This is a genomic window from Pseudomonas sp. AM14(2022) (assembly GCF_036346455.1).
Taxonomy (GTDB): Bacteria; Pseudomonadota; Gammaproteobacteria; order Pseudomonadales; family Pseudomonadaceae; genus Aquipseudomonas; species Aquipseudomonas putida_A.
Genome location: NZ_JAOTNY010000001.1, coordinates 380,828 through 396,831, shown reverse-complemented (window position 1 = coordinate 396,831; position 16,004 = coordinate 380,828). Strand labels below are relative to the sequence as shown.

Below are 16,004 nucleotides of genomic sequence, written 5' to 3'. Positions count from 1 at the left end.
AAGAGCGCTGCTTTATACCAGAAAGACCGGGGTGCAACAACAATGGATGTGCAATCGACCGGTAAAAAGGCGCATTTTCCGCCTGCAGACGCTTTGGATAAAGGCTGAGGCGAGTTTTGACCACTCGTCGCAGAAAACCGCTCTAATAGACGTTTTCGACTTTTCCTCGTGCACCGTGGTCTGAAAAACGTCACTGGGCTGCCCCAAAAATACAAAAAGGGGATAGTCATTTGCAATCCAGCCCTCTAGGGTAACCCTTTTCCAGACTGCACCTGCAGATGGCCTTCGATCTGTAAAGGAAGCCGACCATGCGCCTCGCTGCCCTACCCCTGTTGCTCGCCCCGCTTCTGCTGAGCCCCCTGGCCCAGGCTGCCGCCCTGAGCGTTTGCACCGAGGCCAGCCCTGAAGGGTTCGACGTGGTGCAATACAACTCGCTGACCACCACCAATGCCTCGGCCGATGTGCTGATGAATCGCCTGGTGGACTTCGACACCGCCAGCGGCAAAGTCGTGCCGAGCCTGGCCGACAGCTGGGAAGTCAGCACCGACGGCCTGACTTATGTGTTCAAGCTGCACCCGCAGGTGAAGTTTCACAGCACTGACTATTTCAAGCCGACCCGCACCCTGAGCGCCGAAGACGTCAAATTCAGCTTCGACCGCATGCTCGATCCAGCCAACCCATGGCACAAAGTGGCGCAAAGCGGCTTCCCGCACGCCCAGTCCATGCAGTTGCCGGCGCTGATCAAGAAGATCGACGCGCTTGACCCGCTGACCGTGCGCTTTACCCTCGACCACCCGGACTCGACGTTCCTCGCGACCCTGAGCATGGGCTTCGCCTCCATCTATTCCGCCGAGTACGCCGACAAGTTGCTCAAGGCCGACGCGACCGACAAGCTCAACAGCCAGCCGATCGGCACCGGTCCGTTCGTGTTCACGCGCTTCCAGAAAGACGCCTCTGTGCGCTACAAGGCCAACCCGGACTATTTCGGCGGCAAGCCGGCGGTCGACCCGCTGATCTTCGCCATCACCCCGGACGCCAACGTGCGCCTGCAAAAGCTGCGGCGCAACGAGTGCCAGATCGCCCTGTCGCCAAAACCGCTGGACGTGAAGGCTGCGCAGGAAGAGCCGACGCTGAAAGTAGAAAAGACTGACGCGTTCATGACCGCTTTCGTCGGCATCAACAGCCAGCATCCACCGCTGGACAAGCCGGAAGTGCGCCAGGCGATCAACCTCGCCTTCGACAAGGCCAACTACGTCAAAGCCGTGTTCGAAGACACCGCCGAACCCGCCAATGGTCCTTACCCGCCGAACACCTGGAGCTACGCGAAGAACCTGCCGGGCTATCCGCACGACGTGGCCAAAGCCAAGGCGCTGCTGGCCAAGGCCGGACTCAAGGACGGCTTCCAGACCACCATCTGGACGCGTCCGTCCGGCAGCCTGCTCAACCCGAATCCGAGTCTGGGCGCGCAATTGCTGCAATCGGATCTGGCGGAAATCGGCATTCAGGCGGAAATCCGCGTGATCGAGTGGGGCGAACTGATTCGCCGCGCCAAGGCTGGCGAGCATGACCTGCTGTTCATGGGCTGGGCCGGCGACAACGGCGACCCGGATAACTTCCTCACGCCGCAGTTTTCCTGCGCGGCGGTCAAATCCGGCACCAACTTCGCCCGCTACTGCAATGCCGACCTGGACAAGTTGATCAGCGCCGGCAAGACCACCAGTGAGCAAGGCGTGCGCACCAAACTGTACGAACAGGCACAGGCGCAGATTCAGCAGCAGGCGCTGTGGTTGCCGCTGGCACACCCGACCGCTTATGCACTGACGCGCAAGGATGTGCAGGGTTACTCGGTGAGCCCGTTCGGGCGGCAGGACTACTCCAAGGTCAACCTGAAATAACCCGTCACAACACAATTCACCTGTGGGAGCGGGCTTGCTCGCGAAGGCGTCGGATCAGCCAAACTCTTATTGACTGACACATCGCCTTCGCGAGCAAGCCCGCTCCCACAGGGGTTGGTGTTTGTTGTTGAAAGCTACATCCAGCCACATTCCGCCATCGACAGCGGCTCGCCGTCGCCAATGATGAAGTGATCCAGCACCCGTACATCAATCAGGTCCAGAGCCTTCTGCAAGCGCTTGGTCAGTTGGCGGTCCGCCTGGCTCGGATCGCTGTTCCCCGACGGGTGGTTGTGGCAGAGAATCACCGCCGCCGCGTTGTTGGCCAATGAGCGTTTCACCACTTCCCGGGGATGCACGCTGGTGTTATCGATCGAGCCGCGAAACAGCGCCTCGAACGTCAACACCTGATGCTTGGAATCGAGAAACAGGCAGCCAAACACCTCGTGTGGCTCGTGGCGCAGCATGGATTTCAGATAGTCCCGAACTGCCTGCGGATTCTCCAGCGCCGGTTTTTTACGCATGCGCTCGGCCAAGTGTCGCCGCCCCATTTCCAGCACCGCCTGCAACTGCGCGAATTTCGCAGGCCCCAATCCCAACTGTCCGCTGAACGCCGCAAGATCGGCCTCCAGCAACGCGCGCAGGCTGCCGAATTGCGTCAACAGGTGTCGCGCCAGATCCACCGCGCTTTTTCCCGTGACCCCGGTTCGAAGAAAAATCGCCAGCAACTCGGCGTCCGAAAGACTTCCCGAGCCCTGTTCAAGCAGCTTCTCCCGCGGCCGCTCCGCCGCCGGCCAATCGCGAATACTCATACACCTTCCTTGTCTGTGGGCGCCGCTGTTCCGTAGCGGTCGCTGTGATATCGTAGCCCATCTTTTTTGCGGGCGAATTCACCCTGGGGAGGGGGTTTCGCCACGTATGTCACCCACGAAATGTAAAGGCAGACCTATGCAGCGGCTGTATCGGAAACGCATCGTTCTGGGCGTCGGCGGCGGCATTGCGGCCTACAAGAGCGCCGATCTGGTTCGTCGCCTGATCGACCAGGGCGCCGAAGTGCGCGTGGTCATGACCCATGGCGGCGCCGAGTTCATCACCCCGCTGACCATGCAGGCCCTGTCCGGGCACCCGGTTCACCTCGACTTGCTCGACCCGGCCGCCGAAGCGGCCATGGGTCATATCGAACTGGCCAAATGGGCCGATCTGGTGCTGATCGCCCCAGCCACTGCCGACCTGATTGCGCGTCTGGCCCAAGGCATCGCCAACGATCTGCTGACAACCCTGGTGCTGGCCACCGACGCCGTGGTGGCCGTCGCGCCAGCAATGAATCAGGCGATGTGGCGCGATCCGGCAACCCAAGCCAACCTGAAAATCCTTGAAAGCCGTGGCCTGAAGACTTTCGGCCCGGCCTCTGGCAGCCAGGCCTGCGGCGACGTCGGCATGGGCCGGATGATGGAAGCCACCGATCTGGCGCAGTGCGCGGCGGACTGCTTCCAGCGTCAGGCGCTGACCGGCAAGCACGTGGTGATCACCGCCGGCCCGACCCAGGAAAACATCGACCCGGTGCGCTACATCACCAACCACAGCTCCGGGAAAATGGGCTTCGCTCTGGCCGAAGCCGCGGTGGAAGCCGGCGCCCGCGTGACCCTGATCAGCGGCCCGGTGCACCTGCCGACGCCGGATCGCGTCACGCGCATCGATGTGGTCAGTGCCCGCGACATGCTTGCAGCGTGCGAATCGGCCATCCCGTGTGATGTGTTCATCGCCTCGGCAGCGGTGGCGGACTACCGTCCGGAAGTCGTTGCCCCGCAAAAACTCAAGAAAGACCCTACAAGCGGCGACGGCTTCGTCCTGCAAATGGTGCGCAATCCGGACATCCTGGCCACCATCGCGACCCGTCCCGACCGTCCGTTCAGTGTCGGCTTTGCCGCCGAGACCGAACACCTGCTCGACTACGCTGCACGCAAGCTGAAAGACAAGAATCTCGATTTGATCGTCGCCAACGACGTGGCCAACCCGAGCATCGGTTTCAACAGCGAAGAAAACGCCTGCAGCGTGATCGACCGTGAGCTTCATGCCACTGTTTTCGCCCAGACCAGCAAGAGCAAGATCGCTCGCCAATTGGTCACTTTTATCGCCGAACGTCTGAACCAGGTTTAATTTACATGCACGCTTTGCAAGCCAAGATCCTCGACCCACGCATCGGTACCGAATTCCCGCTGCCGCAATACGCCACCCCAGGCTCCGCCGGTCTCGACCTGCGCGCCATGCTGGAACAGGACATCGTGATCAAGCCGGGTGAAACCGTGCTGATCCCTACCGGTCTGTCGGTGTACATCGGCGACCCGAACCTCGCCGCACTGATCCTGCCGCGCTCGGGCATGGGCCATAAGCACGGCATCGTGCTCGGCAACCTCGTCGGCCTGATCGACTCGGATTATCAGGGCCCTTTGATGGTGTCCTGCTGGAACCGTGGCCAGAACGACTTCACCATGACCGTCGGCGAGCGTCTGGCGCAGCTGGTGTTGGTGCCGGTGGTGCAGGCGCATTTCGAAATGGTTGAAGAGTTCGTCGAAACCGAACGCGGCGCGGGCGGATTTGGCCATACCGGCACTAAATAACCCTGAAATATTATTGTGGCGAGGGGATTTATCCCGATGGGCCGCGAAGCGGCCCCAAGGCTTTTGGATCTGCTGCGCAGCAATCGGGGATAAATCCCCTCACCACAAAATTTGTGCTTTTTCGGCAGCAGGTTTTAGCACCGAAAATCAAGGTTTTGCCGGCCACAAGCCACGCCAGCCGAGGCGTCATGGCCCTTTCACACCACGAACTCTCTGTGGAAAACGCCGTCATACCCTTCAGTTTGAGCCTGCCGCCGAGTGAATCGTCGGTGTGTCCCGCCACTTTCGAGATGGAGCATTTGTGCAGATGAGCACCCCCGCCAAGATCGCCCCGAAGCTTCCTGACAGCATCTTCCGCGCCTATGACATTCGCGGCACTGTGCCGGAATTCCTCAATGCCGAAACCGCCTACTGGATCGGCCGCGCCATCGGCTCGCAGAGCCTGGCCCAAGGTGAACCGAATGTTTCCGTCGGTCGCGACGGTCGCCTGTCCGGCCCGGAGCTGGTTGCAGAACTGATCCGCGGTATCGCCGAGAGCGGCTGCCACGTCAGCGACGTCGGCCTGGTCCCGACGCCTGCGCTGTATTACGCGGCGAACGTATTGGCCGGCAAGTCTGGGGTGATGCTCACCGGCAGCCATAACCCGTCGAACTACAACGGCTTCAAGATCGTGATCGCCGGCGACACCCTCGCCAACGAGCAGATCCAGGTGCTGCACGAGCACATCAAGACCAATGACCTGACCAGCGGTCAGGGCAGCGTGACCCAGGTCGAAATCCTCGACCGCTACACCACCGAAATCGTCCAGGACGTCAAACTGGCCCGACGTCTGAAAGTCGTGGTCGACTGCGGCAACGGCGCGGCCGGCGTGATTGCCCCGCAACTGATCGAAGCGCTGAACTGCGAAGTCATCCCGCTGTTCTGCGAAGTCGACGGCAACTTCCCCAACCACCACCCGGATCCGGGTAAGCCCGAGAACCTCGTCGACCTGATCGCCAAGGTCAAGGAAACCAACGCCGACCTCGGCCTGGCCTTCGACGGTGACGGCGACCGTGTCGGCGTGGTGACCAACACCGGCAGCATCGTCTACCCGGATCGCCTGCTGATGCTGTTCGCCCGCGACGTGGTGGCGCGTAATCCGGACGCGGAAATCATCTTCGACGTCAAATGCACCCGCCGCCTGGTGCCGCTGATCAAGGAATACGGCGGTCGCCCGCTAATGTGGAAGACCGGTCACTCGTTGATCAAAAAGAAAATGAAACAATCCGGTGCTCTATTGGCCGGTGAGATGAGCGGCCACATCTTCTTCAAGGAGCGCTGGTTCGGTTTCGACGACGGCATCTACAGCGCCGCACGGCTGCTGGAGATCCTCAGCAAGGAAAAATCCACCGCCGAAGAGCTGTTTGCGACCTTCCCGAACGATATTTCTACGCCGGAAATCAATATCCATGTGACCGAAGAGAGCAAATTCAGCATCATTGATGCATTGCACGACGCACAGTGGGGCGCAGGCGCCGACCTGACCACCATCGACGGCGTGCGAGTCGATTACGCCAAAGGCTGGGGCCTGGTACGCGCCTCCAACACCACTCCGGTGCTGGTGCTGCGCTTCGAGGCCGATGACGAGGCTGAATTGCAGCGCATCAAGGACGTGTTCCACGCCCAACTGAAACGCGTTGCACCTGATCTCCAACTACCGTTCTGATTCACCCGGAGCCCTGAATGACCCTCGAACGCGAAGCCGCCGCCCACACCGCCCAGGTCCTGTCCGAAGCGTTGCCTTACATCCGACGTTATGTCGGCAAGACCCTGGTGATCAAATACGGCGGCAACGCGATGGAAAGCGAGGAGCTGAAAACCGGCTTCGCCCGCGACATCGTCTTGATGAAAGCCGTAGGCATCAACCCGGTGGTGGTTCACGGCGGCGGCCCGCAGATCGGTGATCTGCTCAAGCGCCTGTCGATCGAAAGCCACTTCGTCGATGGCATGCGCGTCACCGACGCCGCGACCATGGACGTGGTGGAAATGGTCCTCGGCGGTCAGGTCAACAAAAGCATCGTCAACCTGATCAACCGTCACGGCGGCAGCGCCATCGGCCTGACCGGTAAAGACGCCGGGCTGATTCGGGCGAAGAAACTGACCGTCACCCGCCAGACCCCGGAGATGACCCAGCCGGAAATCATCGACATCGGTCAGGTCGGTGAAGTGGTCGGAATCAACACCGAGTTGCTGAACCTGCTGGTCAAAGGCAACTTCATCCCGGTGATCGCGCCGATCGGCGTGGGTGAGAACGGCGAGTCGTACAACATCAACGCCGACCTGGTGGCCGGTAAAGTCGCCGAAGCGCTGAAAGCCGAGAAGCTGATGCTGCTGACCAACATCGCCGGCCTGATGGACAAGTCCGGCACCGTGTTGACCGGCCTGAGCACCCAGCAGGTCGACGACTTGATCGCCGACGGCACCATCTACGGCGGCATGCTGCCGAAGATCCGCTGCGCACTGGAAGCGGTTCAGGGCGGTGTTGGCAGCTCGCTGATCATCGACGGCCGCGTACCGAACGCGATCCTGCTGGAAATCTTCACCGACACCGGTGTGGGCACGCTGATCAGCAATCGCAAGCGTCCGTAAGCCGTCGCGGAAACGAAAAGACCCTGCTCAGCCTGACTGAGCGGGGTCTTTTTTTGCCTGCGGCCTTCCATCTATTGTGGCGAGGGAGCTTGCTCCCGCTTGAGTGCGCAGCGCTCACAAGCTTTTCGGGTCTGCTACGCAGCCCAGCGGGAGCAAGCTCCCTCGCCACAAAAGCTCATTCCACAGTTCAGACGCCGAACTGGGCGCGGTACGCTTCCACGGCTGGCAAGTGCTGCTTGAGCTGCGGATCGTCGGCGAGGAATTCCAGCACCTGATTCAGCGAAACGATGCTGATCACCGGAATACCGAAATCACGCTCGACTTCCTGGATCGCCGACAACTCGCCGTTGCCACGCTCCTGACGGTTCAGGGCAATCAGCACGCCGGCGGCCTTGGCGCCGTCCTGGGACGCGATGATCTGCATCACTTCGCGGATCGCGGTGCCGGCAGTGATCACGTCGTCGATGATCAGCACGTCACCGGTCAGCGGCGCGCCGACCAGGCTGCCGCCTTCGCCGTGGGCCTTGGCTTCCTTGCGGTTGAAGCACCATGGCAGGTCACGGTTGTGGTGTTCGGCCAACGCGACAGCGGTGGTGGCTGCCAGCGGGATGCCTTTGTAGGCCGGGCCAAACAATACGTCGAAAGGAATGCCGCTTTCGGCGATGGCTGCCGCGTAGAAACGCCCCAGCTGCGCCAGGGCCGAACCCGAGTTGAACAGGCCGGCATTGAAGAAGTAAGGACTGGTGCGCCCGGACTTCAGGGTGAACTCACCGAAGCGCAAAACGCCGCGATCGATGGCAAAACGAATGAAATCGCGCTGATACGCTTGCATGAAAAAAACCCCAAATACCACGGATTTAGCTAATTAGCTTGACGCCGTGTATCATACACGCACGCGATTTTTGGGGCCATTTATGCGGATCATCAGTGTGAACGTCAATGGTATTCAGGCTGCAGTCGAGCGTGGTTTGCTCAGTTGGCTGCAAGCACAGAATGCCGACGTCATCTGCCTGCAGGACACCCGTGCCTCCGCCTTTGAACTGGATGACCCAGCCTTCCAACTGGATGGCTACTTCCTTTATGCCTGCGATGCTGAAGTCCCTGCCCAAGGTGGCGTGGCTTTGTATTCGCGGTTGCAACCGAAGGCTGTCATCAGCGGTCTCGGTTTCGAGACGGCCGACCGCTACGGGCGCTACCTGCAAGCAGATTTCGACAAAGTCAGTATTGCCACCTTGCTGCTTCCTTCGGGGATGAACGGCGATGAGGACTTGAACCAGAAGTTCAAGCTCATGGACGACTTCGGCAAGTACCTGGACAAACAGCGGCGTAAACGTCGCGAGTACATTTATTGTGGCTCGCTGTACGTTGCGCAGCAGAAGCTCGACATCAAGAACTGGCGCGACAGCCAGCAATCCCCGGGCTTCCTGGCGCCAGAACGCGCCTGGATGGACGAGATTGTCGGCAACATGGGCTACGTCGATGCCCTGCGCGAAGTCAGCCGCGAAGGCGACCAATACAGCTGGTGGCCGGACAACGAGCAGGCCGAGATGCTCAATCTGGGCTGGCGCTTCGACTACCAGCTGCTGACCCCGGGCTTGCGCCGTTTCGTACGCAGCGCACGCCTGCCACGTCAGCCACGGTTCTCGCAGCACGCGCCGCTGATCGTCGACTACGACTGGACGCTGACCATATAAGCGTCGATCCGTCGTTAAAAAATGCCCGTATCGCGAGATACGGGCATTTTTTATGCCGCGCCTGAAGCCGTCCTGACCTCAGACGGCGACAAAAAACGGCAAGGCCAGGTAAAGCTTGATGACGATCACGTTGATGATGTCGATGAAGAATGCACCGACCATCGGCACCACCAGAAACGCAATCTGCGAAGGCCCGAAACGCTGCGTCACCGCCTGCATGTTGGCAATGGCGGTTGGCGTTGCGCCCAGGCCAAAACCGCAATGCCCCGCCGCCAGGACCGCCGCGTCGTAGTTACTGCCCATCACTCTGAATGTCACAAAAATCGCAAACAGCGCCATGACCAACGTTTGCGCAGCCAGGATGATGAATATCGGCAGTGCCAACGCTGCCAGATCCCAGAGCTTGAGAGACATCAAGGCAATTGCCAGAAACAGCGACAGGCTGACATTGCCCAGCACCGACACTTCACGCTCGAATACCTGATACAGGCCCAGCGCCGATAGCCCGTTACGTAGCATCACCCCCACAAACAAAACGCAGACAAACGTTGGCAACTCGAATGCGGTTCCGTGCAGAAAGCCATTCAGAAGATTGCCAGCCAATAAACTGACCGCAATCAATGCCAGTGTCTCGATAAACGAAAAGGGCGTAATCGAGCGCTCTTTGTTCGGCTGCTCAAAACCCTTTGGCATCCGTGGCGTTTCTTGAAACTGGCAACCGGGCACCTCAACGCGCTTGATGAGCAGGCGGGCCACAGGCCCACCTATCAAACCGCCCAGGACCAAGCCGAAGGTTGCCGAGGCGATTGCAAGCTCGGAGGCCGAAGCAAGGCCGTACTTTTCACTGAATACCGTGCCCCACGCCGCCCCCGTACCGTGACCGCCCGCAAGCGTGATCGAACCCGTCAGGAGCCCCATCAACGGATCAAGACCCAACGTTTTGGCAAGGCCAATGCCCAAAGCGTTCTGAACCACCAGAAGCCCGGTAACCGCCAGTAGAAATATGCCGACTACGCGACCACCCTTTTTCAGGTTGGCAAAGTCTGCGCTCAAACCGATTGTGGCAAAGAACGCCAACATCAACGGCGTCTGCAGTGAAGTATCGAATCTGATTTCTATATCAAAAGTTCGCAATATCAATAAACCCAGCGCAACCACCAGTCCACCGGCGACGGGTTCAGGAATATTGTAATTACGCAGAAATCCGACTCGTGCAATAAGTCCGCGCCCCAGTAATAGCACCAGAGAGGCGGCCACGAGCGTTCCATAAAAATCGAGCTGGATCATTGGGGATATTCTTGGCTATTTATTCATCAGGCGCACTTTTACCCGCGCACGCCTATTGAATCGGCTGATTGTCTCAACACTGATTGATGTGGAATTCAAGGGCCTTTGATGGCTTGAATATATCGAGATATTTCTGAAGCAATGTTGCGCGGAGCAACCTTAACAATCGACAAGTCCTGTTGCCAAGGACTGAGATTGCGTTAAAGCATTGCAGTTGTGACTAAAAGTGTAGGCGTTAGATATATAAAAAATATCCACTACCGCTTGTCGCAGATAGAACTGCTCCTACACGAAAGAGTAATTATTCGAGTTGCAAAAACACAAATGCCCTGACAAGTCAGGGCATTTAAATTAAAACTTTGCGAGTCACGGAGGCTTTGCATTGATCGTTATTTGATCAGTCGCCAAGTGAATGGATAACGGTAGGGAAAGCCTTCGTTCGCCTTCACCCCGGCAATGATCGTCAGCACCAATGCACCGATGGCCAGCAGGCCCAGCAAGAAGAAGCCGATGATCAACACCATCAGCAGCAGACAGATCGCGGCAGCAATCGCCACGGTGATCTGGAAATTCAGTGCCTCTTTGCCCTGAGCGTCGATGAACGGGTCGGTTTCGCGCTTCATCTGCCACAGGATCAGCGGTCCGATCAGGTTGCCGAACGGAATCCAGATCCCCAGCAACGCGGACAAGTGACAAAACATCGCCCATTGGCGAACCTCCTGGCTCGGCTTGGGCAGCAACTCTTGCTCATCACTCATCACGTCCTCCTTGCGGGTTGCGAACCTGCTCAGTCGGCCAGTGCAGCCTTTTGCAGTTCGAAGATTTCGTTCATGCCTTTCTTCGCCAGTTCCAGCATGGCGTTCAGATCTTCAGGCTGGAACGGCGCGCCTTCGGCGGTGCCCTGGACTTCGATGAAGCCACCGGTGCTGGTCATCACCACGTTGAGGTCGGTCTCGGCGGCGGAATCTTCAAGATAGTCCAGATCCAGCACCGGCTCGCCCTGATACATGCCGACCGACACCGCGCCGATCATTTGCTTGAGCGGGTCGCCGCCTTTCAGGCCGCCGCGCTTCTTGATCACTTTCAACGCATCGACCAGTGCCACCATCGCGCCGGTGATGGACGCGGTGCGGGTGCCGCCGTCAGCCTGGATCACGTCGCAGTCGACGTACAGGGTCACGTCGCCCAGCTTGGACATGTCCAGCGCAGCGCGTAGCGAACGGCCGATCAGGCGCTGGATTTCCAGGGTGCGGCCGCCCTGCTTGCCACGGCTCGCTTCACGCTGGTTACGCTCGCCGGTGGCGCGCGGCAGCATGCCGTATTCGGCGGTCAACCAGCCCTGGCCCTGACCCTTCAGGAAACGCGGCACGCCGTTTTCGACGCTGACGGTGCAGATGACTTTGGTATCACCGAATTCGACCAGTACGGATCCCTCGGCGTGTTTGGTGTAGTTGCGGGTAATGCGGATCGAGCGAAGCTGATCGGCAGCGCGACCACTTGGACGTTTCATAGGGAATACCTGTACTGGGGACGGAAAACTGCCGAGCATTATAGAGCGCTGCACCGCGCCTGGGCACGGGTTAAAAATTCCGACCGTCGACCCAGGGCCCTGAAACGCGCATAACCGACGGCCTGCAGCCCTTTGTCACACCGTGTGTTTGGGCGCATCCGCCGCACTGCGCTACAATCCTGCGCCTTTGCTGCCAGTCGGCTTAAATTCATTGATATCGAGCCTGCGGAACATCCCTTCTGCGCCGATTTGCATTGCGAGGTCACCGCCATGGTGCACAGCATGACCGCCTTCGCCCGCGTCGAGAAAGCCGGCGTCCAGGGCACCCTGAGCTGGGAGCTGCGCTCGGTCAACAGCCGCTATCTGGAACCGCACCTGCGCCTGCCGGAGTCGTTCCGCGACCTCGAGGGCGCCGTGCGTGAAGCCCTGCGTCAGGGCCTGTCGCGGGGCAAACTGGAATGCACCCTGCGCTTCACCGAAGAAAGCACCGGCAAGCCGTTGCAGGTCGACCGCGAGCGCGCCGCGCAACTGGTCGCCGCCGCCGAAACCGTTGCCGGCCTGATCAAGAACCCGGCAGCACTCAACCCGCTGGAAGTGCTGGCCTGGCCCGGCGTGCTGGTGGCCGACGCCACTGATCCACAAGCGCTGAACGCCGATGCGCTGGCGCTGTTCAATCAAGGTCTCAAGGAACTCAAGGCCGGCCGCGAGCGCGAAGGCGCGGAGTTGGCACGCCTGATCAACGAGCGCCTGACTTCCATTGAAGAGGACGTCGTGACCTTGCGTGAACTGGTGCCGCAGATGCTCGCGACCCAGCGTCAGAAAGTCCTCGACCGCTTCACCGACATGAAGGCCGAACTGGATCCGCAGCGCCTGGAACAGGAAATGGTCATGCTCGCGCAAAAGAGCGATGTGGCCGAAGAACTGGATCGCTTGAGCACTCACATCATCGAAGTTCGCCGGGTGCTCAAGTCCGGCGGTGCCGCCGGTCGGCGCCTGGATTTCCTGATGCAGGAGCTCAACCGCGAAGCCAACACACTGGGCTCCAAGGCCTTCGACCCGCGCAGCACCCAGGCCGCCGTCAACCTCAAGGTGTTGATCGAGCAGATGCGCGAACAAGTGCAGAATATTGAGTAAGGCAACAGACATGACCCACAGCACCGGCACCCTGTACATCATTTCCGCGCCATCGGGCGCAGGCAAGAGCAGCCTGGTCAAGGCTTTGACCGATGCCAATCCGGAGATCCGCGTCTCGATCTCCCACACCACCCGCGCCATGCGTCCGGGTGAAGTGGACGGCGTGAACTATCACTTCGTGACTCGCGAAGAGTTCGTGAAGATGGGCGAGCACGGCGATTTCCTCGAACGCGCCGAAGTCTTCGGCAACTTCTATGGCACCTCACAAAGCCGCCTGCAGCAGACGCTGGACGAAGGTCACGACCTGATTCTGGAAATCGACTGGCAAGGCGCCGAACAAGTGCGCAAGCTGATGCCGCAAGCACGCTCGATCTTCATCCTGCCGCCGTCGTTGCAGGCCTTGCACCAGCGTCTGACCAACCGCGGCCAGGACAGTGACGAGATCATTGACGGGCGGATGCGTGAAGCCGTCAGCGAGATGAGCCACTATGTCGAGTACGACTATCTGATCATCAACGACGATTTCGCCCATGCACTGGACGATCTGAAGGCGATTTTCCGCGCCAATCAGCTGCAACAGAAACGCCAGCAGGTACGTTTCGGCAAATTACTGGCCGAACTGCTCGGTTAATCAGCACTTCCCAAAACCGCTGCAAGCGCTTTACATTGGTGCTTGCAGCGCGTTGAAGGGTCTGGTCAAAAAATCAGCGCTTCCCTAATCGCTGGTGATTTTTTAAACTGCTCAGTCCGCTCGCCCAACCGGGCAGCGCGCATATTGCATTCGCTCCGAGGAATACCATGGCCCGCGTAACCGTTGAAGACTGCCTAGAACACGTGGAAAACCGCTTTGAGCTGGTCATGCTCTCTACCAAGCGTGCCCGTCAACTGGCCACCGGCGGCAAAGAGCCACTGGTCCAGTGGGAAAACGACAAGCCGACCGTTGTCGCCCTGCGTGAAATCGCAGAAGGCCTGATGAGCTACGAGTTCATCGCCGAGCAGGAAATCGTCCACGAAGACCCGGTCTTCGCTGCGTTCGAGGACGAGTCCAACGAGGCCGTCTAAGCCTATGCCTGGTCGACGTAGCACGGCGCGGGAACACAGCCTACGGCAGGAGTCATCATGCCGAGCATAGACGCCCTCGCCGATCGCTTATCGACCTACCTCGGCAACGACCAGGTCAACCTGGTCCGCCGAGCGTATTTCTACGCCGAACAAGCCCATGACGGTCAGCGCCGTCGCAGTGGCGAGGCGTACGTCACGCATCCTCTTGCGGTGGCGAATATTCTTGCCGACATGCACATGGACCATCAGAGCCTGATGGCCGCGATGCTGCATGACGTAATCGAAGACACCGGTATCGCCAAAGAAGCGCTGCAAGCGCAGTTCGGTGAAACCGTGGCCGAACTGGTCGACGGGGTCAGCAAACTGACCCAGATGAACTTCGAGACCAAGGCCGAAGCCCAGGCCGAAAACTTCCAGAAAATGGCCATGGCCATGGCCCGCGACATTCGCGTGATCCTGGTCAAACTTGCCGACCGCCTGCACAACATGCGCACGCTGGAAGTGCTGTCCGGGGAAAAACGCCGCCGGATCGCCAAGGAAACCCTCGAAATCTATGCGCCCATCGCCAACCGGCTGGGCATGCACGCCATTCGTATCGAATTCGAAGACCTCGGCTTCAAGGCGATGCACCCGATGCGTTCGGCGCGGATCTACCAGGCGGTCAAGCGCGCCCGGGGCAACCGCAAGGAAATCGTCAACAAGATCGAAGAGTCCCTCGGCCACTGCCTCGCGATCGACGGCATCCAGGGCGAAGTCAGCGGTCGCCAGAAACACCTCTACGGCATCTACAAGAAAATGCGCGGCAAGCGTCGGGCCTTCAACGAGATCATGGACGTCTATGCGTTCCGGATCATCGTCGACAAGGTCGATACCTGCTACCGCGTGCTGGGTGCTGTGCATAATTTGTACAAACCGTTGCCGGGACGCTTCAAGGATTACATCGCGATTCCCAAGGCCAACGGCTATCAGTCGCTGCACACCACGCTGTTTGGCATGCACGGCGTACCGATCGAGATCCAGATCCGCACCCGCGAAATGGAAGAAATGGCCAACAACGGCATTGCCGCTCACTGGCTGTATAAATCCAGCGGTGACGAGCAGCCCAAAGGCACTCACGCTCGTGCCCGCCAGTGGGTCAAAGGCGTGCTGGAAATGCAGCAACGTGCCGGCAACTCGCTGGAATTCATCGAGAGCGTGAAGATCGACCTGTTCCCGGACGAGGTCTACGTGTTCACGCCCAAAGGCCGGATCATGGAGCTGCCCAAAGGCTCCACGGCGGTCGACTTTGCCTATGCGGTGCACACCGACGTCGGCAACAGCTGCATCGCCTGCCGGATCAACCGCCGTCTCGCACCGCTGTCCGAACCGCTGCAAAGCGGCTCCACGGTCGAGATCGTCAGCGCACCCGGCGCGCGGCCGAATCCGGCGTGGCTCAACTTCGTGGTCACCGGCAAGGCACGTACGCACATCCGTCATGCACTGAAACTGCAACGTCGCTCCGAGTCCATCAGCCTCGGCGAACGCCTGCTGAACAAGGTGCTCAACGGTTTCGACAGCTCGCTAGAGAAAATTCCGACCGAGCGCGTCAAGGCGATGCTCACCGAATACCGCCTCGAACTGATTGAAGATTTGCTCGAAGACATTGGTCTGGGCAACCGCATGGCCTATGTCGTGGCGCGCCGCCTGCTTGGCGAAGGCGAGCAGCTGCCGAGCCCGGAAGGCCCCCTGGCGATTCGCGGTACCGAAGGTCTGGTGCTCAGTTACGCCAAATGCTGCACGCCGATCCCGGGCGACCCGATTGTCGGGCACCTGTCGGCGGGCAAAGGCATGGTCGTGCACCTGGACAACTGCCGCAACATCAGCGAAATCAGGCACAACCCGGAAAAATGCATCCAGCTCTCGTGGGCCAAGGATGTCACCGGCGAATTCAACGTCGAGCTGCGCGTCGAGCTGGAACACCAGCGCGGCCTGATCGCCCTGCTGGCCAGCAGCGTCAACGCGGCCGACGGCAATATCGAGAAAATCAGCATGGACGAGCGCGATGGCCGCATCAGCGTCGTCCAACTGGTGGTCAGCGTCCACGACCGTGTGCACCTGGCCCGCGTGATCAAGAAACTGCGCGCCCTGACCGGGGTCATCCGCATCACCCGCATGCGTGCCTAATTCACACCTAACAAGG

At 59.8% G+C, this 16,004-nt stretch carries 14 protein-coding genes and 1 pseudogene; 10 read left to right on the top strand and 5 right to left on the bottom strand.

Features of this window, described 5'->3' with window-relative positions; genetic code table 11:
- Positions 1-308: 308 nt before the first annotated feature.
- Positions 309-1,895 carry an ABC transporter substrate-binding protein gene (locus V3W27_RS01815; RefSeq protein WP_096796086.1) on the top strand — a complete coding sequence of 529 codons (1,587 nt, stop codon included), beginning with the start codon at positions 309-311 and terminating at the stop codon, positions 1,893-1,895.
- Positions 1,896-2,029: 134 nt separating this feature from the next.
- On the opposite strand, the gene radC is transcribed toward V3W27_RS01815, so the two are convergent.
- Positions 2,030-2,704, bottom strand: coding sequence for a RadC family protein (radC, locus tag V3W27_RS01810; protein WP_098966267.1), 675 nt, complete (start codon positions 2,702-2,704; stop codon positions 2,030-2,032).
- A gap of 136 nt (positions 2,705-2,840) precedes the next feature.
- On the opposite strand from radC, the gene coaBC reads away from it, so the two are divergent.
- From coaBC to argB, 4 genes and pseudogenes are all read left to right on the top strand, one after another.
- The gene (gene coaBC, locus V3W27_RS01805) at positions 2,841-4,049 is read left to right on the top strand and encodes a bifunctional phosphopantothenoylcysteine decarboxylase/phosphopantothenate--cysteine ligase CoaBC (protein WP_103369705.1); all 1,209 of its coding nucleotides are present in this window, start codon (positions 2,841-2,843) and stop codon (positions 4,047-4,049) included.
- A 5-nt stretch (positions 4,050-4,054) separates the two neighbouring features.
- A complete protein-coding gene (dut, locus tag V3W27_RS01800; protein ID WP_047596787.1) occupies positions 4,055-4,510 on the top strand; it encodes a dUTP diphosphatase in 456 nt (151 codons plus the stop codon).
- Positions 4,511-4,838: 328 nt separating this feature from the next.
- Positions 4,839-6,215 (top strand): annotated as a pseudogene (locus tag V3W27_RS01795) (phosphomannomutase/phosphoglucomutase); the annotation flags it as partial.
- A gap of 17 nt (positions 6,216-6,232) precedes the next feature.
- Positions 6,233-7,138: an acetylglutamate kinase gene (gene argB / locus V3W27_RS01790; RefSeq protein WP_003229488.1), complete on the top strand. Its 906-nt coding sequence runs from the start codon at positions 6,233-6,235 to the stop codon at positions 7,136-7,138.
- Positions 7,139-7,325: 187 nt separating this feature from the next.
- Here the strand turns inward: argB and pyrE are convergent, their stop codons facing one another.
- Positions 7,326-7,970, bottom strand: a complete 645-nt coding sequence (gene pyrE / locus V3W27_RS01785; protein WP_011336558.1) for an orotate phosphoribosyltransferase — start codon at positions 7,968-7,970, stop codon at positions 7,326-7,328.
- 82 nt (positions 7,971-8,052) lie between these two features.
- Here pyrE and V3W27_RS01780 point away from each other — a divergent pair, with 82 nt between their 5' ends.
- Complete coding sequence (locus V3W27_RS01780) at positions 8,053-8,832, top strand: exodeoxyribonuclease III (RefSeq protein WP_003229491.1); 780 nt, start codon at positions 8,053-8,055, stop codon at positions 8,830-8,832.
- Positions 8,833-8,910: 78 nt separating this feature from the next.
- On the opposite strand, the gene gltS is transcribed toward V3W27_RS01780, so the two are convergent.
- The 3 genes from gltS to rph form a co-directional block, all read right to left on the bottom strand.
- Positions 8,911-10,119, bottom strand: coding sequence for a sodium/glutamate symporter (gene gltS, locus V3W27_RS01775; protein WP_096796084.1), 1,209 nt, complete (start codon positions 10,117-10,119; stop codon positions 8,911-8,913).
- A gap of 389 nt (positions 10,120-10,508) precedes the next feature.
- Positions 10,509-10,877 (bottom strand): DUF4870 domain-containing protein, encoded by a 369-nt coding sequence (locus V3W27_RS01770; protein ID WP_003229492.1) that lies wholly within the window; start codon positions 10,875-10,877, stop codon positions 10,509-10,511.
- Between the two features lie 29 nt (positions 10,878-10,906).
- The gene (gene rph / locus V3W27_RS01765) at positions 10,907-11,629 is read right to left on the bottom strand and encodes a ribonuclease PH (RefSeq protein ID WP_027610407.1); all 723 of its coding nucleotides are present in this window, start codon (positions 11,627-11,629) and stop codon (positions 10,907-10,909) included.
- Positions 11,630-11,899: 270 nt separating this feature from the next.
- Here rph and V3W27_RS01760 point away from each other — a divergent pair, with 270 nt between their 5' ends.
- The 4 genes from V3W27_RS01760 to spoT all read left to right on the top strand — a co-directional run bounded on the left by V3W27_RS01760 (position 11,900) and on the right by spoT (position 15,988).
- Complete coding sequence (locus V3W27_RS01760; protein ID WP_047596795.1) at positions 11,900-12,763, top strand: YicC/YloC family endoribonuclease; 864 nt, start codon at positions 11,900-11,902, stop codon at positions 12,761-12,763.
- Positions 12,764-12,773: 10 nt separating this feature from the next.
- Positions 12,774-13,394, top strand: coding sequence for a guanylate kinase (gmk, locus tag V3W27_RS01755; protein ID WP_003229498.1), 621 nt, complete (start codon positions 12,774-12,776; stop codon positions 13,392-13,394).
- Between the two features lie 167 nt (positions 13,395-13,561).
- Entirely contained in the window at positions 13,562-13,825 is a 264-nt protein-coding gene (gene rpoZ / locus V3W27_RS01750) for a DNA-directed RNA polymerase subunit omega (RefSeq protein WP_003229503.1), read from the top strand.
- Positions 13,826-13,882: 57 nt separating this feature from the next.
- Positions 13,883-15,988, top strand: a complete 2,106-nt coding sequence (spoT, locus tag V3W27_RS01745; RefSeq protein ID WP_064389568.1) for a bifunctional GTP diphosphokinase/guanosine-3',5'-bis pyrophosphate 3'-pyrophosphohydrolase — start codon at positions 13,883-13,885, stop codon at positions 15,986-15,988.
- Positions 15,989-16,004: the final 16 nt, after the last annotated feature.